A 24,643-nucleotide genomic window follows, 5' to 3' on the forward strand; every position below is an offset into this window, starting at 1 on the left:
TTATAACCCTCTGAATATAGCAACAAAAAAGCTGACCAAGGTATAAGCTTGGTCAGCTTTTAGTCATGAGAAGGTCGGAGGTTGCGTTTACGCCGTCGCGACTTGATTCACTTTCGGTAGCTTAAGTGAAATAAGCGTGGTCAGTGCTAAAAAGGCAAACGAGACCCACAAACACGCTGCGAGTCCAGCCATTTGGAACACCCAACCAGACAAAATCGTACCGATCAGACGCCCCATAGCATTGGCCATGTAGTAAAAACCGACATCCAAAGAGACACCATCACCTTTCGCATAGCTGACGATCAGATAAGAGTGAAGTGACGAATTGACCGCGAAGATCGCCCCGAAAATCATCAATCCCCCGACAATCACGAACTCAGGTTGCCAGCCAATCTGAACAGCGTAAGCAATCGATGCGGTGACTATCGCTAATCCACCAGCCCAAAGCATTGCGGCGTGACCATCGGGCACTTTGCCTTGTGCTTTGCCGGTAATCTTGGGCGCAACTCCCTGAACAACACCATAAGCAATTGTCCAAGCTGCAAGAAATCCTCCAACCCACGAATGATCCCAACCAAAAACGCTGCCGAGATAAATGGGCAGTGCCACGACAAACCACACATCACGAGCACCAAATAGGAACATACGTGCCGCCGAAAGAATATTGATCGACTCAGACTTAGAGAAAATTTGCTTAAACTTCGGCTTGGTCTTCGCTTTGCCCAGATTCGCTTCTAAGCTGAGAACACTACCAATAAACACCAGAGTCAGCACCGCCGCCATGGTCAACACCGCATAGGTAAAACCAATGGTAGAGAGAAGCAAGCCGCCAACAAAGAACCCTGCGCCTTTCAGTGCATTCTTCGAGCCCGTGAGGATTGCAATCCACTTATACAGCGCGCCTTGCTGTTCGTCTGGCACCAGAGTTTTAATCGAACTTTTGGCGCTCATTTTATTGAGGTCTTTGGCGATCCCAGACAGTGCCTGAGCGGCCATTACCCAAGGAATCGTCAGCCAACCACTAGGCACCGCTAACATGGCCAGCGCGACAATTTGCATCCCTAGCCCGAGGTTCATGGTCTTGTTTAAGCCCAGTCTAGCCCCCAACCAGCCACCAACGAGGTTTGTCACCACACCAAAAAATTCGTAGAACAAAAACAACGAGGCGATTTCTAGCGAGCTGTAACCCAAATCGTAGAAATAGAGCACCACTAGCATACGCAGTGCGCCATCAGTAATGGTGAAATTCCAGTAGTTGAACGTCACCAACATATATTGACGCACGCTCTTGCTGAGAGTAGAGAACATAAGGTGAAATCCTCAAATGTGCTGTTCACAGAGCTTTTGGACACCCATGTTCCAAAAGCTCTGATCCAATGCCTTACAACGTAGAAACCGCGGTAATGTATTCAACCTGAACAGGCTTAGTGAACGCGCCTGGGCGAAGGGCTTGAACTTGAGTGATGATGCTTTCTAGCGACCAGCCCTTTTCTAGCAATAGATGAGCGACAAACAACCCAGTACGACCCGAGCCACCCATACAGTGCATCGCAACCTTACCGCCACTATCGACGATTTTATGAAGCTCAGGGCTTGCAGCTTGCCACTTCTCAGCGAAGTCTTCATCAGGGGCACAATCATCTTCGATTTCTATTTGAAACCACTGCATTCCCAACTGCTTGGTCAAAGTCCCAAGCTCAGAGACCTCTTTGCTAGCAAGCTCGGCGTCATCTAGCGCCGTCACAATCGCGGCAACGCCTTGCTCTTTAAGCTGCTGCAGCGACGCCTCGAGCTCAACGCCTTTCGTGCCAGGACAAGGAGTCAGTACTAACGCACCAGTATCAACATCCAGTTGCCATGTCGGGTGAATCTGAACAGAATCTGTCATGTTATCCCCCTTACGCCATGCCCACGTTACGGACCAACTCAGCCGTACGTGTCGCGTAACCCATTTCGTTGTCATACCATGCGTAAATCTTCACCATGCGTTTGCCAACGAGCATAGTTGATAACGCATCCACGATGGTTGAGCGCTGATCGCCTTTGTAGTCAATCGAGACAAGTGGACGCTCTTCATAGCCAAGAATGCCAGCCAGTTCATTTTCTGACGCCTGTTTAAGCAGCGCGTTAACTTCTTCAGCCGTCGTATCTCGTTTGACTTCAAAGATGATGTCAGTCAGGGAAGCATTCGCTAACGGTACACGGACTGCATGACCGTTGATGCGGTTTTCGAGCTCAGGGAAAATCTCGACAATCGCTTTTGCAGATCCCGTCGTTGTTGGAATCAGGCTCATACCACAAGCACGAGCACGGCGCAGATCTTTGTGCGGCGCATCCAGAATGGTTTGGGTGTTAGTCAGATCGTGAATGGTAGTAAAAGAGGCGTTTTCAATACCAAGCTTCTCATTGATCACTTTCACAACTGGCGCGATACAGTTGGTAGTACAAGATGCCGCGGTGACAATTTTGTGTACGGCTGGGTCAAAGATTTCATCATTAACACCCACCACGATGTTAGCCACACCTTCTTCTTTAACCGGCGCAGAAACGACTACACGCTTCACACCTTGCTCTAAGTACTTATTGAGGAAAACACCTTCGCGATGAACTCCCGTTGCTTCAATCACTACGTCGCAACCAGACCAATCGATCGCATCTATATCGCGCTGCTGCGACGTTTGAATGCGCTTTCCATCGATGATCATCTCATCGCCTTCTGCGGTCACAGCGTGGTGCCAACGCCCCTGTACAGAATCGAACTCTAGCAGGTGTGCTAATGTTGCGGTGTCTCCTGCAACGTCGTTGATTTGAACAAATTCTAGCTCTGGCCAGTCAAACGCGGCGCGCAATGCCAAACGCCCAATACGACCGAAACCGTTAATGCCTACTTTAATCGTCATAATGCTATCTCTTCCATTGTCTATTATTGGCAGCAAACAGGACGAGCCTGAATCGCGTGTAATCGTTCTAGGTCTTGTTGGTACTCCGCCTTCAAGCAGTTTGAAGCAACAAGATCATCAATCAGTTTATTCATCCACCCCGGCAGACCCGAGGCCAAGCGATAGAACACCCACTGTCCTTGTCTCACATCGACTAAAATCCCGTTTGAACGCAGCTGCGCAAGGTGGCGAGAAATTTTAGGTTGGCTTTCTTGCAGCGCTTCGGTGAGTTCTCCGACACATAAGCACTCTTCACGTACAATCAACATTAAGCTGCGAACACGTGTTTCATCGGACAATAGTTTGAAAAACTGATGCGGTAACATATAAAACATACTCATATATGGATATGCGTATATCTTTATTTATTTACGCGTAGAGATCAACACACGCGAGGCAGTGTCATAAAAGCTTCATACTGACTGAAATGGGAAAGGCGAAGCGGTGTAGATTACACCACGCGATTGATGTCTTGACTCCAGCGCTGTGCGGCAGAAATTTTCGGCATAATATCGTCAACGGAGAGGTTAAGCTGATGACACGCTTCTTTAATGCCATACCAATCGGCGCGTTCATAGCACTCCTCAACCTTGAGCAGTAAACCATAAGGCCCTTGTCGCTCAAGGAGAGCAAGCTTGATAGATGAACACAAAGGGAGTTGTTCCACCAGCTCATCCAACGAGACATCGATGAGCGCATCAAGCATCGAGAACAGACCAATAAGAAACGCCTGATCACGATATTCATTGAATGGGTTGTCGTTCGCCATCAACTGACAAAACTGAGCGCGCTGCAGTGACAGGTTATAGAGTTCTTTGGGTTTCCTTGTCGAAACAAACGAGGCCACCGCTAAAGAGACAAAAATTTTGAGTTTATCTTGGCCAAGGTAAATCAGCGCTTGGCGAAAGGAAGAGATGGACACTTCCAAACGATCAGACATGGTATTAACAAAACGGAGCAATTGATAAGACAGCGACACATCTTTAGCGACAATTTTCTCTATCTTGACGAAGTCCACTTCCGGTTGGCAGACCTCTTTAAACAGCTCCATAGCAATCAGCTGTTCTGGGCTTAAATAGCCTTTGCGAGTGATTTCAGGTTTACCAAAAAAGTAGCCCTGAAAAAAACTAAAACCTGCTGAACGCGTGGTCAGAAACTCCGCCTCGGTCTCAACACGCTCGGCAAGAAAACGGCGTTTTACCCCTTTGCCGATGCGCTCTTTTACAAAGTCACAGGCTGACTCCAGCCCCATCGCCATGATGTCGAGTTTGACGATTTGCACAAAGGGTAAAAAGCGCTCCCACTCAGCGCTGTAAACAAAATCATCAAGTGCAATTAAGTAACCGGCTTGGCTGAGCTTTTTGACCGCAAGGTAGAGATCATCATTAGGCGTGCAAGTTTCCAGTACTTCGATAACAACCTTGTCCTTGGGCAATACCATAGGTAAGCCACGTATCAAACTCTCTTGAGGGAAGTTAATAAAGCAACGAGAAGTGTCAATCGCTGGGTTGGTGCCCAGCGATAAAAAATTTTCGACAATCAACCTGTAGGTCGCACGATTCGATTCGATGTGGCTGGGGTAAGCATTGTTTTCGCCGTCACGAAACAGCAACTCATACCCTAAAGTTTGTCGCTTCGCGTTAAAAATCGGCTGACGAGCCACATAGGTATCGCGCGTTATACGTTGCATTCAAGTCCTTGCTGTCGTCTATGCTTTAGCAGTCGCCAAAAGCGCTCCACAGCCCACAAACATGGAGCCAAAGAGCTTATTGATTCTCGCCATCATACGATCCGAGCGAATAAAGCGCCCCATCTGAGAAGCCAATGTGGTGTAACCTAGCATAACGATAGAGTCAATCAATACCGTAGTAATACCCAATACCAATAGTTGCGAGACCTGGTCTTGAGCCGGATCGATAAACTGCGGAAAAAGGGCAACCAGAAAGACGATGGATTTAGGGTTGGTAAGGTTAATGAATACCGCCTTTTTCATCAAGGTAAAAGCCGATAATTCTTGCGCAACCGATGACGTATTGAGCCCCGTTGAATCTCGCCACTTTTGAATGCCGAGCCAAACAAGATACACCACGCCTACCCACTTGATCACCGAGAACGCAAAAGCGGACTGCGCCACCAAGGCACCGATTCCGGCGCCAACGAGCATAATGTGGATAGCTAAGCCAATCTGTAACCCTGCGATAGCCGCTACAGACTTACGTGTACCGTAACTCAAGCCGTTACTGATAGAGTTAACGGTTCCTGAACCCGGTGCCAAGCTAAAAACGATCGCTGTGACCACATAAGCTAACCAAACATGTATATCCATTGTGTTTTCCTCTCGACTAAACGCACCTAGCCACACATAATCTAGCTGTGTTTTACCAAAACCCCTTCAGGCTAACAAAATCCATGAATAACTCGAGCTCTAGCATTACTGCTTCTTATACTCAAGAGTCGAATTTTGAGCAAGCAATCAATGGTCGAATTGCTGAGCTATGGCACTCTAGAGAAGAAGGCATGGTGAGATCTTTTGATAAAACCCAACTTTTCTGGGTGAAGTTGACCAAGCCTGAGCATCGCAAAGCAATTGTTGTCGTTAATGGTCGAATCGAGTGTACTTGGAAGTATCAAGAGCTGTTTTACGACCTGTTCCAGCAAGGGTACGACATCTATTCGTATGATCATCGTGGTCAAGGCTACTCTGACCGACTGATTGACGATAAGCAAATGGGTTACGTGCATGAGTTCGACGACTACGTAAAAGACCTCAATCGCATGGTCACTCACTTTGACTTAGCCGATTATCAGTCATGCTATCTGCTGGGTCATTCCATGGGAGGCAATATCGTCACCCGCTACGTGCAAACGTACCCTCAGCACCCTTTTGACGCCGTGGCGTTGAGTGCACCAATGTTTGGTGTAAATCTCCCTAGTCATATCAAACCAATCGCCACCCTATTGGGTCAAATACTCACCGCTATTTACCCCAAGCCGACCTTTGCCCCGGGTCAAGTGGCCTACTTCCCGAAACCGTTTGAGGGTAACCTACTTAGCCAAAGCCATGTGCGTTATCACTGGTTTCGTGCCCTTTACGATCAAAAGCCAGAGATTCAAATTGGTGGCGCCAGTACTCGCTGGGTATGGCAAGGCTTAATGGCTTCTAAACAATGTCTCTTGATGACCCGTCACATCAATGTACCCCTGCTCTTGCTGCAAGCGAGTGAAGACCAAATCGTCTGCAATCAAGATCAAATCCGCTTTATGAAGAAGCTCGCCAAGACCAACACTCAATGTGCGATGAAGATTTTATATGGATCTCGACATGAGGTGCTGTTTGAGCAAGATGACTATCGCAATGATGCATTAGACACCGTGATGATGTTCTTCGAGCAGCATCAGCGGCAAAAATAGGAAAAGCCAAGAAGTGATCTTTACCCTCTTTTTCCCCTTTCGCTTCAAGTAAACTGGTTGCTTAACCCATTTCGGGTCGCCAATAGTTGTTAATGAGGGTGATATGACCGACACACGCAAAGAAACGCCTTTTCACATCGTCGCATCAGATTTAGATGGGACTCTTCTAGCTCCAAACCACCAGCTGAGTGACTTCTCGAAACAAACGCTGAAGGAGCTTCATCAGAAGGGCTTGACGTTCATCTTTGCTACTGGTCGTCATCACGTCGACGTTGCTGGGATTCGCGAAATTGCGGGGATTCCGGCTTATATGATCACCTCCAACGGTGCCCGCGTCCACGACCAAAATGATCAGCTGATGTACAGCAAAAACGTACCAGAAGGCTTAGTACAAGATGTGATCGATGTGATCAGACAGGATCAAGACATCTTTATCCACATGTACCAAAATGAAGATTGGTTGTTGGATCGTGACGACGAAATGTTAGCAAAATTCCACAGCGAATCTGGTTTTTCCTACAAACGCTTTAACGCGGAACGTGCCCCAACCGATGGCATCGCTAAGATCTTCTTTACCCATCCAGAGCAGGATCACGACCATTTAGTCGTCTTTGAAAATAAACTTCGCGAAACCTTCGGTGATCAACTCAACATCGCTTTCTCTACCCCTTGGTGTTTAGAAGTTATGGCTGCGGATGTCTCCAAAGGTGAAGCTTTAAAGGCAGTCGCCGAGTCTCGCGGGCTTACCCTCGATAACTGCATTGCTTTTGGTGATGGCATGAATGATGTCGAAATGCTTTCAATGGCAGGGAAAGGGCTTGTGATGGGGACTTCTCACCACAAAGTGATGGATGCGCTACCAAACAATGAAGTTATCGGTAGCAACGCCGATGACGCTGTCGCTCACTACCTGAAAGCGCATCTTATCTAATAACAAAGTCAAAGGTTGCCACTGGCAGCCTTTTTCACTTTCGCCGCTTTGTTTACCCTGCATCCCTTTGGCTTGGCAGTTTCTCCTTTCCCAAAATGGCCTGCCACTCTTGATCTGTTACCGGCATGATCGATAAGCGATTACCTCGCTTAACCAAAGGCATATTCTCGAGCTCTGGCATCGCTTTCAACACACTCAACGGAATGACGCGTTCGGTTTTACGGACAAATTCAATATCAACCATCACCCAACGAGGGTTTTCTGGCGTCGACTTCGGATCGTAGTAATCACTATCAGCGTCAAAGGCAAAATGATCTGGATATGCTTCTCGAATCACTTTCGCGATACCCGCAACTCCCACCTTTTTACACGAGGAGTGATAAATCAGCACTAAGTCTCCCTCTTTGACATCATCACGCATCATATTTCTTGCTTGATAGTTGCGTACCCCTTCCCAACAAGAGGTCTCTTGTGTGCGAAGAGTGTCAATAGAGAAGGTGTCCGGTTCAGTTTTAAATAACCAATATGCCATAATAGCTTCCGATGAATTTCGTATGAGGAAGATATAGCATGAAGGCGTTGCAAAACCCAGTCGCACTGGCGACTTTACTGACGCTCCAAGCCTGCTCGATGAATGCAACGACGCCAGAGACGCCACCGCAGCCGACGGCAACGCTGAGCAACCCAACGTCAATCAAGCCGCAAACCTTCGTGATGCGCGGCCAAGTGGTACTGGGGCATGAAGTCAGCTCAATCACGCCCTGTGGCAGTCAGCAGCAATATTGGCTCGACCTTCCTCGTGACCGCTTTAATCAAGGACTCACTCTGGTCCGTGCTCCCTACGAACCCCTTTATGGTGAAGTGATCGGCCACCTTGCCCCAGCAGGCAAAGATGGCTTCGCCTCCGATTACCCCGCGCGCTTTGTCGTGGACCAAGTCAACCTGCTGAGTGCGGAAAACCCAAACCGCTGCGATCGACCATTGAAGTCCACACACGCATTTGGCACTGAGCCATCATGGTCAGTTAAGTTTAACCAAGGCGAACTGACGTTCAGCCAGATCGGCAAGCCCGATCAATCGTTGGCCATCACTTCCAGTCGTATCGAGATAGAAAACCGCCGCTATACCTTTAGCCGGGGTAGCTTGGAGTTGCGGCAACAGAGCTGTGTCGATGGCATGAGTGACAGCCTTTACGGTTGGACATCGACCTTCACGCTCGACAACACAACCTATCATGGCTGCGCAACCCTCGCGAACCAAGATGCTACGCAGGACTGGGTGGCCACCTACCAAGCCCAAGCGGTAAAAAGTAACCCATTCAGCGTCACCTTAACTTTGAACCCCGACCACACTGCCGCCACCGTCTATCGTTACCCAAGCGGTGATGCCGATACTGTCGAAAAAGGTTACTGGCAGCAGCTTTCTCCCCAGCAAGTACAGGTTGTAGGCACTCACTTACAGGGACAACCTTTGCTGTCAGAGCGCTTGTATCTGCGCGATGGCTACCAGCTATCAACCCAACAAGAAAAGGTCGGTGACGTGGTCTATGACATTGCCAATGGCGGCTTAACCTTATTTAAAACCAAAGCCACCTCCAGCACTGAGACGATTGCCAACCAGCGTTCGCTTTCTGCGGATAAAGTCCCCTCCAGCGACCAGTACAATCCTGCCGTAGACAAGGCGCTGCGCGAATATTTCAAACAGCATAAAACTGACCCTACGGGGACTCGCTACCGTTGGCTCACCTACGATCTCAATGGAGATGGCAACCAAGAGCTATTAGCGCAACTCGATTGGTGCGGTTCTGGCGGTTGCACCCTACTAGTGTTTGAGAGCCATCAACAAAAATGGCGCTTCAATAGCCGCATTACGCTAGTGCAAACACCGATTAACTTAGGCAAGAAAACGCATCACCAATGGCAAGACTTAGTGCTGTTTGTGAGTGGCGGCGGCGCGGTGCCTAACCAGCATGTGATGCAGTACGATGGCATTAGCTACCCACTCAACCCAAGCACGGCTCCTACTGCAAACTATGACGAAATTAGCCAAGTTCAGCTGTTTTCTGATGGATTAACCCCATTCCAAGGAGGAGTGACGCTATAACATGGTAGCCTCAACCCCTTGCCCCGAGTGCGGACTGCTGCATAACTGCGTCTGCGCTCAATTGCCTCAAGTGTCGGTCGATGCCCATATCGCGCTATTGATGCATGAAAATGAACTCACGCGTGATACCAATACCGGCCAGTGGTTGCTCAAATCTTTGCCTAGCAGTAGCCAACATGTTTGGCAACGCACCTCACCGTGCCCGAACTTGCTCGCGTTACTCAAAGATGAACGCTATTTACCTGTACTGCTGTTTCCCAATGACGTAAGCCATCCAGTCAGTAGCGCGCAAGATCAAGCCACGCTAGAAGGGAAAATACCGCTGTTTATTATCCTTGATGGAACGTGGCAGGAAGCAAAGAAGATGCTGAGAAAAAGCGCGTGGCTTGCGGATATCCCCTTAGTCCACATCATGCCTTCTCACGCTTCTGTCTATCAACTAAGACGAAATCAATCGCAAGGCAATCTATGCACTTTGGAAGTCGCGGCGGAGGTGATAAGAGAGTTAGGCGGGAAGAACCAAGCTGATAGCCTCATCCACTTCCTCGCCCATTATATGCGGGTGTTCAAAGCGGATAAGAGCGGTCATCCCTACCGCTCCAATTAGAATAAGCGTGTCGGCTCAGCCAAGTGGAAGCCTTGGAGGTAGTCGACACCTAAGTCTTCGGCGATTTGGCACACTTTCGGGTTATGAACAAATTCCGCCACTGTTTTGGCATTCAGTACTTGGCATAACTGCACCAACTGCCCCGTGATTTGGCGCTGTTTGTTGTCGACATCAATGGTCTTAATCAAGCTGCCATCGAGCTTAATCACATCGGGCTCTAGACGAATGATTTCATCGATATTGGAGTAGCCCGAGCCAAAATCATCGACCAAGATACGCACGCCCATCTTCTTAAAGTGACCACACACTTCGGCCATCCGCGCAAAGTCTTTGATTTGCTCTGACTCAAGCACTTCTATCCCTAGTCGGCTTGGATCATTAAGCTTTCTCACCGCCTGCTCCAATATCGAGAGCGTTCGATCGCTCAACATATCTTGTGGCGATAAGTTGATGGAAAATGACTCCTGTTTATCCGCCATAAAATCTAACGTTGAAGTCATCATGTATCGGCTCAAGCGCGTGTAAAGATGCGTCCCTTCGATGATCGGTAAAAAACGTCCTGGGGAAATGATCTCTCCATCGTCTTCAATGCGCACCAAACACTCTTGGGAAATTTGCTCGCGGCTGTATGCAGCAAAGATTGGTTGGCTATAAGTAATAATACGTTGATTGAGAATCGCTCGACTGACACTGCCCATTAAGCCTAATCGGTCTTGGTGCTCTTCCATCGTCGTGCCGCAATCGCGCGCGTTCATAAAGTGGGTGTTGCGCTCTTTGCCACGGCGCCTAGCATCAATCGCTTTGAGTAGAAGCTCATCCCCCGTCACATCAGGAAAATCCGCCACACTCGCAATCCCACCGATAATCGAAACAGATAAGTAGTCGACATCAGGTAGCCCATACGGCTCAAAGTTGATGTGCTCTATCTGATCAGCAAACTGAGAGAACTCCTGTTTGATCAAATCGCTTGGTTGCTGAGAGTGAAAGACGATCGCCCATTCCGCAGTGCCAATGTAGTAAAGACTCTTCACCATCTCAGAGCCGTGACGGCTCGACAAACGGTCAACAAAGTGGTCACTCAAATCACTGATGAGTTCATCGGCAACTTGATAGCCATACTTCTCGTTCACTTGGTGAAAATTTGACAGCTTAAGCGTGATCACATGTTCATCAGGCGCCACCACTTTCAGCGCTTCTTGCAAGGCCACACGGTTTTTCAATCCGGTTCGTTTGTCCAATCGGTAACTGTTGATGAGTTTTTCGGTTTGCGCAGCGAGCTTGCGTTCCATCTCAAGGCGCACCTCATCCAACTCCTCAATGGAATAACGAATTAAGTGAAAAAGCGGAGAGATAGGGTACGATTCGGTTTGTTCTGAAAGGTCGATAGGCGGTCGGCGAGAGTCTTCACTGAGGGCAAGATAAGTCATGCTATGGTGCAACACGTCTTGATGCTTCTCTCTGAAAAGCTCGCCCATACAATAAGAGCCGTTACAAGATTCAAACTTATCGAAGGGTTTGATTTCACTCATCCCTTCGATGAATTCGAGCCGAGATTCGCAGTTATAGATAAAAATGGCTTGCGGATTAAACTGAGCTAAGTTGCGAACATCATGCCCAACTTGCTCCAATGTCAGTGAGGGGTGGTTGTAACACAATTGCAGCTCATCGCCGAGTTCAATCGGCTTATCGAACTCAATGCTGCCGTCTGGGTAAATGGCCGTAGGAATACAGATTTGTTGATTCGTCAGTTGCAGAGGAAAGCTCAGCATCTGCTCCAAACTCAACTCTCGACCGTCCGCTAAGCGATCACGATAAACCTCATGCGCTGGTTTGTGATTGATCGTGTGTAAGATTGAGCTTGAAACACTGGTCGCGCATAAAGGGCTACCAATGGTATTCCACTCCGAAAACGCATTACGCCAAATTTGCAGCACCTCACTGTGTAAGGCTACAAATACCGCCCCTTTGTGATACGTTTTCACACCATGCAGCAACCACTCCTTACGTCCATTCACCGACGCAGCCAATCCACCACAGATTGGTACATCGCATCGCTTACCTAACGCTTGGTACAGGTTGTAGTCCCAACTGTTGGTGACGTGAGAGAAGCTAATGATCGCTTTGGACTTCTGATTAATCGCCAACTGCTCAATGACCGTGCAGGCATCTTGCTCTGGGTCATCATTCAGATCTAGAGAAAAAGAAGAGAATTGCGTGTGTTCAAATTGAGCGACACAAATCAACGTCCCACCATGATGAATTTGACTCTCATACACCACATGCCGAGTGCTATGCCCAATCACTTCGCTGTCAGGGAGAACTTGCTTGATATAAGCCGCATATCGAGACGCGATCGTCGCTGGTTGAGTCGACAATATTTGTACTAAATTCGAACTACCTAATCCTTTGGGCAGTTGATTGATAAACGTCATCAATTGCTGGTTGTCAAAAACCAGCGCGGAGTAAGTGCGCATTCTATAAGCCTAAGACGTTGATATAATGAGATCTCTTCTGAATATAACCTAATCTATGTCTCGGCAGATGAAAAGCGATTATTTTGTAAGAATGTGCCTAAATCTCACTCAAAAGTAGTAAGTCTTGCAATCGTTTCACCTCGACATCGGGCAAAGTTGTTGCTCTAGGCTGGTCGTAGATGGATTGAAACTGGTCATTGAACCAACAAGCGGACAATCCACTGTTTTTAGCGCCCAAAACATCCGTAACAACATGGTCGCCAACATGCAATATCGAAACGCGAGGCAAATCTAAAAATTGCACCGCTTTGTCAAAAAGTTGCGGGTGCGGTTTCGCATAACCATCTGGCCCCGCCTTAAGAATTAACGAAAAATACCCCGCTAAGCCAATCTTATCGACATCCACATTGCCATTCGTGATTGCCACCAGCGGCATCACTGACGCGAGCTGAGCCAGCACCTGATGCGATTCATCTGGAACGGTAAAATCACTGCGAAATTCCAGCACTCGCTCAATCAGTTCACTGGCAGCTAAATCCGCTTGCGCTTGGCTGTAACCCAGTTCCATCAGTCCGGTCAGGATCTGTTGATATCGCCAAGCCGTTACATCATTTTTGAGCCAAGCATCGTCGCTGAGCACCTGACGCTTTATCGCTCGCCACCAATCAGAAGAACGTGTCGCAGAGACAGGATGATGCTGATGCAGCCACGCCATCGCTTTTGCTTCCACCTGACGAATGACCGGACGGTTGTCGTACAAGGTATCATCCAAATCAAATGTCATTGCCTGAATCGGGCCAAGTTGGCGATAAAAAATCATTCCTTGTTGCTCCGTTTTTTCGCTCGTGGATGGGCTTGATCGTACACTTCTGCTAGATGTTGAAAATCTAGGTGGGTGTAGATTTGCGTCGTCGAGATATTCTCATGTCCTAAAAGCTCTTGGACGGCCCTCAGGTTGTTGCTCGACTCCAAAACATGGGTTGCGAAAGAGTGGCGCAGTTTATGTGGACTGATGTGACTGGCGACTGCCTGCTTTTGTCCCCACTCTGCCATCCGCTTTTGAACATTACGATGAGAAATACGCACACCGAGTTTAGACACAAACAGCGCGGGCTCATCGGATTTTGCCAAGGTTCCACGCACTTTCATCCACTTGCCGACCCACTCAGACGCCATGCCAGAAAAAGGCACTTTACGTTCTTTGTCGCCCTTACCAACGACACGAATTTCACCGGAGAAAAAACTGACGTCTTTCACATTGATGCTCACGAGCTCCGCCAGACGAAGGCCTGCTCCATACATCATTTCCATCATGGCGCGATCGCGAATCGACAACGGATCATCTTCGTTTACTTCGAGTAGTTGCCCTACCTCATCAACATCGAGGTTTTTTGGCAATGGGCGCTTCTTGCGCGGAGCAGACACGCCTTTGGCGGGATTCGCGCTCATCTCTCCACGCAAAATAAGAAAATCGAAAAAACTGCGTAAAGAAGAGAGTCGAGTCGCTAAGCTGCTCGCCTTCATGCCATCACGCATGCCTTTACTCGCCAACTGTCTTACCCACGCAGAGTCAACTTGAGACCAATCTTTCAGACCAAGTTGTACGAGGTGCTGCGCCATGGTTTCAAGTTGCTGCTTGTAGTTGCGTTGAGTGTGGAGACTTAACCCCTTCTCACTTCGTAGATATTCGTAGAAGCGTTCAAGGGGCTTTTGTAGACCATTAGGAAGAGGTGTTGCTGATTCGCTCATCTTGTTCACATTGCCATGGAAGAGACTCAATTAAATGAGAAAGCACCAACGCTAAATGGCGTAAGAAAAGAGTATCCATATGCGGTTGGAAGTGCCCACCATCGGTACTGGAAAACGCCAATACGCCCTGTAACGACTTTCTCTTTAATGGTAGCACGACATAAGAGCCCATCTCTGGTGCGCGATGGTTGTCACCAAATAGGAGCTCTCGATCCGCTTTGCGCATGCGCCCCAAGTAAGCCTCTTTGCCATTCAAATGGTTGGTAGCAAAACGCAGGTAGGACTCTTTCGCCAATGAGTAATAGCTTGATTCAGACTCCAGTAGACGCACATACGCGACCAAACCTAAAGACTTTGCCATCTCTTCAATTGCTTTAACGACTGACAACAACGAATCGCATTTTAGGATTTGCTCCTGCAGAGCCATAAACTCGTGGAAGGTTTGATCGTTACTTTTAGCAAGCGACATCAACGAAGTGATATCTTCTTCGAGCTCTTCAATACGTTGACGCTGACGGTTCAATTGTACATGCACAAGCGACACCGTTCCTTGCTCTTGATGGGGTAGCGCAAGGCGGTCCACTAATTCACGACGACTCAGAAAAAAATCGGGGTTGTCACGTAAGTATTCTGCAATGACTTCTTCCGTCAGAGCATCCGCTTCAATTTGAGACACGTTGATTCCTTGATTGTGTGATTTAGCAGCTCAACTGCCCATCAAAAACATGAGTCGCAGGTCCTGTCATAAACAGAGGTTTACCCGGCCCTTTCCAACTGATCTTTAAGTCGCCACCTGGTAAATGCACGGTGACATGTTCATCCAGCAAACCTTGAACAACACCGACTGCGACGGCGCCACACGCACCACTGCCGCACGCTTGTGTTTCACCCGCACCGCGTTCGTAAACACGCAGGTTCACTTCGTTGCGGCTAATCACCTGCATAAAGCCAGCATTGACCCGCTCAGGAAAACGCTCGTGAGACTCAAGCAGTGGTCCTAAGGTTTCCACATCGGCGGTGGCAACATCATCCACCACGGTCACCACATGCGGATTACCCATACTCACTGCGCCACAGAAAAGCGTTTTGTCTTCGGCACGTAAAATGTAGGTTTTTTCCGTTTGTTTGGCTTTGAATGGGATCTTGTTTGGTTCAAACTCAGGCACACCCATATTGACGGTGACTTGGTCATCCTCTTCAATATTGAGCACCATTTTGCCTTTCTTTGTGCTCACGCTAATGCTGTATTTGTTCGTCAATCCTTTCATTCGGACAAAACGGGCAAAGCAGCGGGCGCCGTTACCACACTGTTCTACTTCACTGCCATCGGCATTAAAAATCCGGTAGTGGAAGTCGGTTTCAGGATCATAAGGCGCTTCAACCACCAGCAGTTGGTCAAAGCCAACCCCTGTATGACGATCCGCCAAACGGCGGATCAAATCGGGCGAGAAAAAAATGTTTTGGGTAATGCAATCCACGACCATAAAGTCGTTACCCAAACCATGCATTTTAGAAAAATGGAAATGCATACAGGTCCAATTACTCCGGAAGAATGTTTTCTAGTGCCCATAAACTGGACAGCTCTTCACGTTGACGCACAAGATGAGACTGATCGCCATCAACCATCACTTCAGCAGCACGCACGCGAGTGTTGTAGTTTGAAGACATCACGAAGCCATAAGCGCCAGCAGAGCGTACGGCCAGTAAGTCATTTTCCTCTAAAACTAAGCGACGGTCTTTACCTAAGAAGTCACCCGTTTCACAAATTGGCCCGACCAAGTCATACTCTGTTGCTTCCCCTTCACGAGGAGCGACAGGGACGATATCTTGCCACGCTTGGTATAACGCAGGGCGCATCAAGTCGTTCATTGCAGCATCAATGATGGCAAAGTTTTTGTGTTCTGTGTGCTTTAAGAATTCAACTTTGGTCAACAAGATACCGGCATTCGCGGCAATCGCTCGACCCGGTTCAAAGATAAGCTCAAGGTGCTTGTGGTTATCAAGACGGCTTAATAATGCTTTCGCGTAGTCGGATGGCTCCGGCGGCATTTCATCGCGATATACCACACCAAGGCCACCACCAACATCAAGGTGTTTAATGTCAATGCCTTGCTCTTTCAAGTCATCGATAAGGGCAAGCAGGCGATCTGTTGCATCGATAAAAGGTTCGATGTCCGTCAACTGAGAACCGATATGGCAATCAATGCCTTTCACATCGAGGTTCTCTAAGCTCGCAGCAAATTGGTATACAGCGGGAGCGCGGTCAAACGCGATACCAAACTTGTTGTCACGTAAACCAGTAGAAATATAAGGGTGCGTATTGGCATCAACATCAGGGTTGATGCGCAAGGAGATAGGCGCTTTGACACCGAGCTGTCCCGCGACTTTATTCAAGCGTTCAAGTTCAGGTTCAGATTCAACGTTAAAGCACTTAATCCCCAGCTCAAGCGCGCGCTGCATCTCTTGCTCGGTTTTACCCACCCCAGAGAAGACCACCTTGCTTGCATCACCGCCTGCGGCAATCACACGCTCTAGCTCACCACCAGAGACGATATCGAAGCCCGACCCAATGCGCGCCAACGCATTCAAAACACCTAGGTTTGAGTTCGCCTTCACCGCGTAACAGACAAGGTGAGGATGGTCACCAACCGATTTATCGAAAGCGTTCCAATGGCGCTCCAGCGTTGCTCGAGAGTATACGTATAGTGGGGTTCCGTACTGCTGAGCCAAATCAGACAATGCGACGTTCTCGGCCCAGAGTTGGCCATCATCCTGATAGTTGAAGTAATCCAAAGTGCTTTCCCTTATATTCTGATATTACTTAGTCATTATTATGAAGATTGTTCATTTTGAGGCGCTTCATCTGGCATGTACAACGAACCTGTTTGGCCACAACCAGCCAAACCCAGTACGGAGACGACAAACAGCGCTAAGATTGATTTTTTCATCGGTTCTATCGTGATTATTTCATCAATGCCCCCTATAATCGCACCACACTCAGGAAAAGCAATAGGATAGATAGGATGAACGAGACTGAATTTCATCAGTTGGTGGATGTAAAAATGCAAATCATCGAAGAAATGATTGATGATTCAGGTGCGGACATCGACTATGAAACGTCTGGCAACGTGATGACGCTCGAGTTTGAAGACCGCAGTCAGATTATCATTAACCGCCAAGAGCCAATGAAAGAGGTTTGGTTGGCGTCTAAGTCTGGCGGCTTCCACTTTTCTCTGCAAAATGATCAATGGATCTGTTCTAAAACAGGCTTAGAGCTGATTGCGATGGTAAAGCAAGAATGTGAAAAGCACTGCGCAGAAGAGATCGAGTGGGAATAAACCCAACGGTACATCAAAAAAGGCCATCATGATGATGGCCTTTTTTACGCATTTACAATTCTATTTGGCTTGGGACAACCTGCACTATCGCTGCGATATGGCACGATATAGGCTTCACCCTCTTCTGGGCGAACGATTTGATAATACTGCGGCAAGTTAAAATTAATAAACTTAGATGCAACCTGGCTATCATCCTGAGACGACGTGTAAAAGCCGTTTACACTCGCAATCATCTCATCTTTTTCGCCGCTAAACTGGTGATAAACTTCGACCCGATTCGACTCATCTAACACATAGATATTGAAACCTTGCTCGTTGTCTTCAAAGAAGAACTGAACGAGACCTTCACTGGCGAATCCATCAACGATTTCTGGCAACGGATGATCTTGCTCTTTATCGAGCATCAGCAGCGGCGAGCCCTTCAGTTTATTCGTTGAGATACTGCGGTAGAAGTCGACTGAATTTTCAAGCATTTGTACTGACACGCCACGACGTTCAAAGAACAAGCCGTAGGTTTGCTGCCCAATACGCAACGCTTTGAAACGGCGACGCTTCTCTTGCTCCACCGGTTTCAAACGTAAATCGATACACTCGGCAAGCAGTTGGTAAACCATGTTTCGCATCACGCCGCGCAAGTTCTTGCTGTAGCAGAACACATCCACCGATTCAGGCGGTAACGCATCTTGGTGCATTTTGCCTAATACGGTTTTCAGCGCGTCTAGCATCGCTGTTTCACCCTTAAAGTGAAGCGTGCGCACTTCTTGCCATGAGTTTCGATACACTAAATCGACACTGCCTACCAGACACTTTTGCTCAGGTCCGAAGCTGAAAATATCCATGCTCTTTGGATCAAGCTTTAGAGATTTGCCACCGAGCTGAGCCGTTGGATCCTCTTCAAAGTTGATGAACATCGCGAGCTGACTAATTTCACAAGGGCTGGCTAGGGCTTGCATCGTTGGGCGACGTTTACGCAGCGAAAACGTGTTACGTAAATCACTCACCATCTGATAGAACTTGTCGATGTCTAAATGCGCATCACGGACGACAGAATGCAAACGTGTCGACTCCGTAATCATGCCATTAAAGAACGACCAAGCGACTAACTTACTGAGGTATTCGTTATGCTCTAGCGGAGATTGACCAATAATGCGGTGCGGGGTAAGCGGCTGCTTGTACAGGTACCAGCCCTGTTTATTGGTGCGTCCAGGACGAACTTCAATAAAGGTCAGATCGGGCTCGTGCAAATCTGGAGAGATTTGCGGATTCAACAAGGTAATTTTACCCGGTAGAACTTCAAATGCCGCATACAGCTTACGCGCCAGAATACTGATGTCTTGAGGACTAATCGCGGACGTGATGTCATTGCGTCGAGCAAATTGAATCAGATTACGGTAGCTTTGCATCAACGCATCAAGTAATGCGTGATGCACCACTTTGACTTGCTCAACTTTCCAATTACGGCGATCGTCTAACTCACGAATGACGCTGTCATCCCATCCCCAGTTGTTGACCATGTCACGCAGCGCTTCACGACGCCAAGCCACCGAGCCAACGCTTGGTTCGCGAGACAATTTCTCATGCGTTTTCAGATAGAAACAGCGGCGAACCAAATCAAGACGAGTATCATCACCAATACGTTCTAGGTATCGGGTCACCTTCTCAAGCATTAAGTAATACGCGTCCATGCCATAAAGATCGGGCTCATGAGCAAAAAAACGACGTTTAGTATCAAGGCTTAATAGCTGAGTGTTCGGGTATTCCCAAGAGTATGCTTCAAGCAAAATGGCTTTCAGCACCGACTTATAAGGCGAGTCGATACTTTTGTACAACTGCCACAAGTTAGAGCCGAAATATTCTTCCGCTGGAATACGATTCAATTTACCAAAATCGATCCACTGTGAGCAGTCAATGTAGCCTTTGTTGCAAAGATCGTGAACGTAATCGTCATAACACTCTTCCATTTCTGGAGGAACGATTTGCCATAGTAGGCGCATACCAGCAAGGCGCACCGCACTACGATAAAACTCATCAAGTAACAACAGGTGTTGAGATGAACCACAGTTGTCGCCCGTCATCTCTTCCGAATGATTGGAACGAAAACGCTCCTCATCCATTAAAAAGAAGTTCGCTTCGACACCCTGAGTTTGTGCCCAATCAGTAATCAATAGGCATTTGTTAGTCAGAGACTCTCGTGCATCTTTATCCATGTCCGGCGACACACAAACCCAAATATCCAAATCACTTGAAGTGCTTTGGCCAATCGAGGATGTGCTGCCCATGGTGTATAGACCAAGTATGGCCGGCGTTTCGCTAGTAGCTAATGATTGACCTATCGTCAGTTCGGTGTCATCAACAAACTGACGCTGAACATCATTAAACTCAAATTGGCGAATACCGTAAGGAACGTGATCATCGTAGTAACCGGGAATAACCGGATGATTGAAATGCAGTAAGGTAGGAATAAGGTGGAATACACGCTGACTTTGCAAATCCATAAGAGCCAGCGCACGTTCAGTACGTTGCTGGTTTAGGTTATCAAGTCTTTGAATTAACGTTTTCGTGTAAGCCTGCAAGGGAGAGTCCTTGGTTATTTACCTATCGTGTACCCTGAACAAAAAGCGTTCTAAAGCACCGCTGAAATGTGATCAATCTAACACTTTTATTTGTATTGGTAAAGAATTGTACGATCGAATCGACATTATAATCCGTCATTAACCACTGTGGCATTAGTGTGGTACGGAACCTAAGTTAATTATAATAGCGAATCATACAAACGAGACATTAATCACACTCTTTTGATGATTTTATGCTAGCTCGCTTACCATCCTCCCTCCTCGCGAGATTGCAGTAATACTTTTCAACGTACAGTGGTAGGATTAAGCATTATTTAAAACCACTAGCAGAACATCATGACTCAATCTTCTCCAATTCGTATCGCTACACGAAAAAGTCCTCTCGCACTATGGCAAGCATACTTTGTAAAAGACGCTCTACAAGCCGCTCATCCAGGCCTTGAAGTAGAGTTAGTAACGATGGTAACGAAAGGTGACATCATTCTTGATACACCGTTAGCGAAAGTGGGGGGCAAAGGCCTATTTGTCAAAGAGCTTGAAGTCGCCATGCTAGAAGGCCGTGCTGATTTAGCAGTCCATTCGATGAAAGATGTTCCAGTAGACTTCCCAGAAGGTCTTGGGCTAGTCACGATTTGTGAACGAGAAGACCCACGCGACGCTTTTGTCTCCAACACCTACAACAACATTGACGAACTGCCACACGGAGCGGTTGTCGGCACCTGTAGCTTACGTCGTCAATGTCAGATTAAAGAGTATCGACCAGACTTGGTCATCAAAGAGCTAAGAGGCAATGTAGGCACTCGCTTAGGAAAACTTGATGCCGGAGAGTACGACGCAATCATTCTCGCCGCAGCGGGATTGAAACGCCTAGAACTTGAAGAGCGCATTCGTAGCTTTATTGAACCAGAGCAATCCCTACCCGCGGTAGGACAAGGTGCGGTTGGCATCGAGTGTCGCCTCGACGACGAGCGCTTAATCAAGCTCCTAGAGCCATTAAATCACCAAGACACCGCCGATCGCGTGTTATGCGAACGCGCAATGAACCTAACACTGGAAGGCGGATGTCAAGTTCCGATCGGCAGCTACGCACTACTAGACGGTGATGAGATTTGGTTGAGAGCTCTGGTTGGCGAGCCTGATGGTTCAGAGATTGTCCGCGGTGAAATCAAAGGCGCGCGAGCTGACGCAGAAAACTTAGGCGTCACCTTGGCAAATCAGTTGCTTGACAAGGGTGCCCGCGAAATTCTGACCAAGCTCTACGCTGATCACGAGTAATCGATATGGCAGTTTTGGTCACCCGACCTGGTGAGCAGGGCCACGCCTTATGCCAACAGCTCCATGATGCAGGGATAACAGCCCTGCATCATCCAATTATCTCTATCCAGCCCGGAAGTGAACTTCCGACTCTCCCTGACCACTTGGCAGAGTGTGAAATCGTGATTGCGGTCAGTCAACATGCGGTGACCTTTAGCCATCAAGCTCTTCAGTATCAGAACCAAGTATGGCCAGATCGCGTCACTTACCTTGCCGTTGGTCAAAAAACTGCACATGTTTTAAGCAAAGTTACGCAACAAAAAGTACACTATCCGCAGATTGGAGACAGTGAGCATCTATTGCTGCTGGATATGCTTTCCCGAGTGAAAGGTAAAAAGGTTGTTATTCTACGAGGCAATGGTGGGCGAGAACTCATTTATGACACACTCATAGAGCGCGGTGCCACGGTAGACTATGTCGAAACCTATAAGCGAGAAAACATTACTTTCCGCTCAGATTTACTGGTTCCAATCTGGCAAGATAAGCAAATTACACAGTTAGTCATCACCAGTTCAGGTCAGCTATGCCATTTTGTTGATCAGCTATCCGCCTCACAACGGGTATGGCTCTGTGGGTTGCAACTCTTTGTACCCAGTGAACGCATTGTACAAGAGGCACTGAAGTTAGGGTTCGAAAAGGTTATCAATACCCATAGTGCTTCAAATAAAGATTTGTTGGCTGCTCTAAGGTCAACGACAACAGGACAATAAACAATGACAAGTAAAAATAAAAACGATCACATTGAACCTGAGAAAGAAAACAACTCTGTGAAAGACGAAGCCGCTCAAAAGGAAAACATTGAAGCGACGGAATCTACACAGACGCCAAATGAAAGCAGCGCAGCGCCAGCCGAGCCAAAGCAAGAAGAAGCGCCTGTTTTTGAAGAAAAGCAAGGCAAACGCGGAGTAAAACTCGGTACGGTTGCGATCATTTTGTCACTTATTTTCGGTGGCGGTTTAACCTTTTATATGCAGCAGAAAAATGCACAGTATCAAGCGCAAATTGATGCTTTGCAAAAGCAGCTCAGCCAAACTCAAACCTCTATTGAGCAAGACCTCAGCGCCACCAAGCAAGCTGCAATTGCTCAAGCAATTGAGATTACTCACCGCGCAGAAACAGTGCTTGAGCAACAGCAGAAGAGTATCGAGAGCTTACAACTAGCCATCGCTGATGTGAAAGGACGCCGTCCAAATGATTGGCTATTGGCTGAAGCCGACTACCTCGTAAAACTGGCAGGACGCAAATTGTTCCTCGAGCATGATGCCGTTAGCGCTACCAAACTGATGGAAAGCGCGGATCAACGTATCGCGGCACTGAACGACCCAAGTTTAGTGCCACTGCGCAAAGCGATGGCCAATGACATCACGAAACTCAAGTCGATTCCGTTGATCGACCGCGAAGGTTTGGTCCTACGTTTAACCTCCCTTCAACAACAAGTCGATCAACTGCCGTTAGCGAACGCCCTGCTACCCGAAGCTCAGCAAGTCGAGCAACGTAAAGTATCTGAAGATATCTACGATTGGCAGGATAACTTGATGACCTCGCTAAAAGATTTTTCCGAGAACTTCATCACTTTCCGAACTCGAGATGGTAACGTAATCCCACTACTTTCACCTCAACAGCACTTCTACTTGAAAGAGAACATCAAGGCGAAGCTCGAAACCGCAATTAAGGCAGTCTACGTTGAACAGCAAGAAATTTACTCAACGGCACTGACTACCGCAGACAAATGGTCGAGCACATTCTTTAATCAAGATGCAAACAGCGTCATTGAGTTTAATAAGACGCTCGAAAGCTTGAGCAAGCAAAATATCCATGTCGATTACCCAGTCAAGCTAGAGACACAGCAACAGTTGTCTGATGTCATTCGCGATCGCTTGCGTCGTGAAGTCACTACCCTGATCACGGAGGAGAAATAATGTTTCGTATCATTTTCCTCTTTGTCATATTGGGAGCGGGCTTGTTTGCCGGCACACAATATGCGGGTCAGCAGGGCTACGTGCTGATCTCAATCGCAAACAAAACCATTGAAATGAGTGTCACCACACTTGTTATCTTTATCATTGCCGCCCTTGCCACTCTGTTTGCCTTAGAGTTCTTTATCAAAAAAGCCCTTTCTGCAAGCTCCGCGACCTGGAACTGGTTCAGCGTTCGTAAGATGCGTCGTTCTCGTCGCTACACTAACGAGGGTATCATCAAGCTACTCGAAGGCGACTTTAAGTTGGCGGAGAAGAAAGTCACCCGTTGGGCAAACCACCACGATATGCCTTTGCTCTGTTATCTCGTCGCGTCTGAAGCTGCGCAAGGTATGGGAGAGAGTGACAAGCGCGATCGCTACCTAGAACTCGCCTCCCAGCAAGAAAACTCGCTCTTAGCGGTCGAACTCACACGAGCCAAGCAACAAGTTCGCGAATCAGATTTCACTGCGGCTCTCGAAACCTTAACCACACTGAAAGCAAGCTACCCTACCAACACCATCGTGCTCAACTTGCTTAAGTCGGTCTACATCGAACTTAAACTGTGGCAACCGTTACTGGATGCACTACCAAACTTAGTCAAAGCGAAGATCATCAGTAAAGATGAGCAGGCTCAGCTAACACAGCGTGCTCAATGTGGTTTGTTGGCAGAAGTTGCGGAACAAAAAGGCAGCGAGGGCCTTGTCAGCCATTGGAACAACTTACCGCGTAAACTGAAAAGTGATAGCCATCTGGTCGAATGTTTTGCAAAGCAGTTGATCTCAAGAAAAGCGGATAACGAGGCCTTTACTCTAATCAAAGAGAACATCAAGAAACATCCAAATTCCTCGCTTTACGCACTGCTGCCAGAAATGAATCTAGCAGATAGCCATCCAGCTATTGTCTTCTTAGAGACGGTCCTAAACAAAGATGGTAACAACGCAGAAGCACACAGCGCACTGGCTCAATTCCACCTTCGAAATGAAAAGTGGAGCGAAGCTCAGCAGCACTTAGAGAAGGCATTATCACTGCGTCCCAATGTCTCTGACTATGCCTACCTTGCAGATGCGTTAGAGAAACAAAATCTCACAAAAGCCGCACACGAAGTCTCTCGAAAAGCGCTGACACTCGTCCAAGCGTAGAGTAACCAGACAAACAAAACCGGCCGCTGAGCCGGTTTTTTTGTACCTGCTAGCTTGGCTAGTCGATATGCTAATGCTCAGTAAACAAAGCAAGTTTTCTGTCTTGG

The 24,643-nt window shown here is 47.8% G+C and carries 24 protein-coding genes; 9 read left to right on the forward strand and 15 right to left on the reverse strand.

The window, feature by feature from the left end:
* Positions 1-87 precede the first annotated feature (87 nt).
* The 6 genes from arsJ to rhtB all read right to left on the reverse strand — a co-directional run bounded on the left by arsJ (position 88) and on the right by rhtB (position 5,265).
* On the reverse strand, positions 88-1,308 hold the full coding sequence (gene arsJ, locus U9J37_RS10620; RefSeq protein WP_005475591.1) for an organoarsenical effux MFS transporter ArsJ: 1,221 nt from the start codon (positions 1,306-1,308) through the stop codon (positions 88-90).
* A 73-nt stretch (positions 1,309-1,381) separates the two neighbouring features.
* Positions 1,382-1,888 carry a cyclin-dependent kinase inhibitor 3 family protein gene (locus tag U9J37_RS10625; RefSeq protein ID WP_005475613.1) on the reverse strand — a complete coding sequence of 169 codons (507 nt, stop codon included), beginning with the start codon at positions 1,886-1,888 and terminating at the stop codon, positions 1,382-1,384.
* A gap of 10 nt (positions 1,889-1,898) precedes the next feature.
* Positions 1,899-2,900, reverse strand: a complete 1,002-nt coding sequence (locus tag U9J37_RS10630; protein ID WP_005475641.1) for an ArsJ-associated glyceraldehyde-3-phosphate dehydrogenase — start codon at positions 2,898-2,900, stop codon at positions 1,899-1,901.
* 23 nt (positions 2,901-2,923) lie between these two features.
* Entirely contained in the window at positions 2,924-3,265 is a 342-nt protein-coding gene (locus tag U9J37_RS10635; protein WP_005475616.1) for a metalloregulator ArsR/SmtB family transcription factor, read from the reverse strand.
* Between the two features lie 125 nt (positions 3,266-3,390).
* Entirely contained in the window at positions 3,391-4,629 is a 1,239-nt protein-coding gene (locus tag U9J37_RS10640; RefSeq protein WP_005475601.1) for an EAL and HDOD domain-containing protein, read from the reverse strand.
* Between the two features lie 18 nt (positions 4,630-4,647).
* On the reverse strand, positions 4,648-5,265 hold the full coding sequence (gene rhtB, locus U9J37_RS10645; protein WP_038140619.1) for a homoserine/homoserine lactone efflux protein: 618 nt from the start codon (positions 5,263-5,265) through the stop codon (positions 4,648-4,650).
* Between the two features lie 83 nt (positions 5,266-5,348).
* Between rhtB and U9J37_RS10650 the strand changes: the two genes are divergently transcribed.
* Positions 5,349-6,350 (forward strand): alpha/beta fold hydrolase, encoded by a 1,002-nt coding sequence (locus tag U9J37_RS10650; RefSeq protein WP_005475588.1) that lies wholly within the window; start codon positions 5,349-5,351, stop codon positions 6,348-6,350.
* A 103-nt stretch (positions 6,351-6,453) separates the two neighbouring features.
* Entirely contained in the window at positions 6,454-7,281 is an 828-nt protein-coding gene (locus U9J37_RS10655; protein WP_005475637.1) for a Cof-type HAD-IIB family hydrolase, read from the forward strand.
* Between the two features lie 52 nt (positions 7,282-7,333).
* Here U9J37_RS10655 and U9J37_RS10660 read toward each other — a convergent pair whose 3' ends face one another.
* A complete protein-coding gene (locus tag U9J37_RS10660; protein WP_043887347.1) occupies positions 7,334-7,813 on the reverse strand; it encodes an EVE domain-containing protein in 480 nt (159 codons plus the stop codon).
* Between the two features lie 38 nt (positions 7,814-7,851).
* Here U9J37_RS10660 and U9J37_RS10665 point away from each other — a divergent pair, with 38 nt between their 5' ends.
* Positions 7,852-9,384, forward strand: coding sequence for a COG3650 family protein (locus U9J37_RS10665; protein ID WP_005475624.1), 1,533 nt, complete (start codon positions 7,852-7,854; stop codon positions 9,382-9,384).
* 1 nt (position 9,385) lies between these two features.
* The gene (locus U9J37_RS10670; protein WP_043887348.1) at positions 9,386-9,991 is read left to right on the forward strand and encodes a tRNA-uridine aminocarboxypropyltransferase; all 606 of its coding nucleotides are present in this window, start codon (positions 9,386-9,388) and stop codon (positions 9,989-9,991) included.
* Here U9J37_RS10670 and U9J37_RS10675 read toward each other — a convergent pair.
* The 7 genes from U9J37_RS10675 to lptM all read right to left on the reverse strand — a co-directional run bounded on the left by U9J37_RS10675 (position 9,988) and on the right by lptM (position 17,162).
* On the reverse strand, positions 9,988-12,465 hold the full coding sequence (locus tag U9J37_RS10675; RefSeq protein ID WP_005475612.1) for a bifunctional diguanylate cyclase/phosphodiesterase: 2,478 nt from the start codon (positions 12,463-12,465) through the stop codon (positions 9,988-9,990). The genes U9J37_RS10670 and U9J37_RS10675 overlap by 4 nt on opposite strands.
* A 97-nt stretch (positions 12,466-12,562) precedes the next feature.
* Complete coding sequence (gene yigB, locus U9J37_RS10680) at positions 12,563-13,285, reverse strand: 5-amino-6-(5-phospho-D-ribitylamino)uracil phosphatase YigB (protein WP_005475646.1); 723 nt, start codon at positions 13,283-13,285, stop codon at positions 12,563-12,565.
* Complete coding sequence (xerC, locus tag U9J37_RS10685) at positions 13,282-14,214, reverse strand: tyrosine recombinase XerC (protein WP_005475611.1); 933 nt, start codon at positions 14,212-14,214, stop codon at positions 13,282-13,284. Before xerC ends, yigB begins: the two co-directional genes overlap by 4 nt.
* The gene (locus U9J37_RS10690; RefSeq protein ID WP_005475618.1) at positions 14,186-14,890 is read right to left on the reverse strand and encodes a DUF484 family protein; all 705 of its coding nucleotides are present in this window, start codon (positions 14,888-14,890) and stop codon (positions 14,186-14,188) included. Before U9J37_RS10690 ends, xerC begins: the two co-directional genes overlap by 29 nt.
* A gap of 22 nt (positions 14,891-14,912) precedes the next feature.
* On the reverse strand, positions 14,913-15,743 hold the full coding sequence (gene dapF / locus U9J37_RS10695) for a diaminopimelate epimerase (RefSeq protein ID WP_038140637.1): 831 nt from the start codon (positions 15,741-15,743) through the stop codon (positions 14,913-14,915).
* 10 nt (positions 15,744-15,753) lie between these two features.
* Positions 15,754-17,007, reverse strand: coding sequence for a diaminopimelate decarboxylase (gene lysA, locus U9J37_RS10700; protein WP_005475633.1), 1,254 nt, complete (start codon positions 17,005-17,007; stop codon positions 15,754-15,756).
* Positions 17,008-17,045: 38 nt separating this feature from the next.
* On the reverse strand, positions 17,046-17,162 hold the full coding sequence (gene lptM / locus U9J37_RS21365) for an LPS translocon maturation chaperone LptM (RefSeq protein WP_005475620.1): 117 nt from the start codon (positions 17,160-17,162) through the stop codon (positions 17,046-17,048).
* Positions 17,163-17,237: 75 nt separating this feature from the next.
* Between lptM and cyaY the strand changes: the two genes are divergently transcribed.
* Positions 17,238-17,552 carry an iron donor protein CyaY gene (cyaY, locus tag U9J37_RS10710; RefSeq protein WP_005475593.1) on the forward strand — a complete coding sequence of 105 codons (315 nt, stop codon included), beginning with the start codon at positions 17,238-17,240 and terminating at the stop codon, positions 17,550-17,552.
* Between the two features lie 44 nt (positions 17,553-17,596).
* On the opposite strand, the gene U9J37_RS10715 is transcribed toward cyaY, so the two are convergent.
* Positions 17,597-20,125, reverse strand: a complete 2,529-nt coding sequence (locus U9J37_RS10715; protein ID WP_005475629.1) for a class I adenylate cyclase — start codon at positions 20,123-20,125, stop codon at positions 17,597-17,599.
* Positions 20,126-20,461: 336 nt separating this feature from the next.
* Between U9J37_RS10715 and hemC the strand changes: the two genes are divergently transcribed.
* The 4 genes from hemC to U9J37_RS10735 are packed head-to-tail and all read left to right on the forward strand — an operon-like array spanning position 20,462 to position 24,536.
* On the forward strand, positions 20,462-21,400 hold the full coding sequence (gene hemC, locus U9J37_RS10720; protein WP_322413813.1) for a hydroxymethylbilane synthase: 939 nt from the start codon (positions 20,462-20,464) through the stop codon (positions 21,398-21,400).
* A 5-nt stretch (positions 21,401-21,405) separates the two neighbouring features.
* A complete protein-coding gene (locus U9J37_RS10725; RefSeq protein WP_005475635.1) occupies positions 21,406-22,149 on the forward strand; it encodes a uroporphyrinogen-III synthase in 744 nt (247 codons plus the stop codon).
* Positions 22,150-22,152: 3 nt separating this feature from the next.
* Complete coding sequence (locus U9J37_RS10730; protein WP_005475589.1) at positions 22,153-23,358, forward strand: uroporphyrinogen-III C-methyltransferase; 1,206 nt, start codon at positions 22,153-22,155, stop codon at positions 23,356-23,358.
* Positions 23,358-24,536, forward strand: a complete 1,179-nt coding sequence (locus U9J37_RS10735; RefSeq protein WP_005475626.1) for a heme biosynthesis protein HemY — start codon at positions 23,358-23,360, stop codon at positions 24,534-24,536. The genes U9J37_RS10730 and U9J37_RS10735 overlap by 1 nt, the downstream gene beginning before the upstream one ends.
* Positions 24,537-24,643: the final 107 nt, after the last annotated feature.

This window comes from Vibrio sp. 16 (assembly GCF_963681195.1).
GTDB classification, from domain to species: Bacteria; Pseudomonadota; Gammaproteobacteria; order Enterobacterales; family Vibrionaceae; genus Vibrio; species Vibrio sinaloensis_D.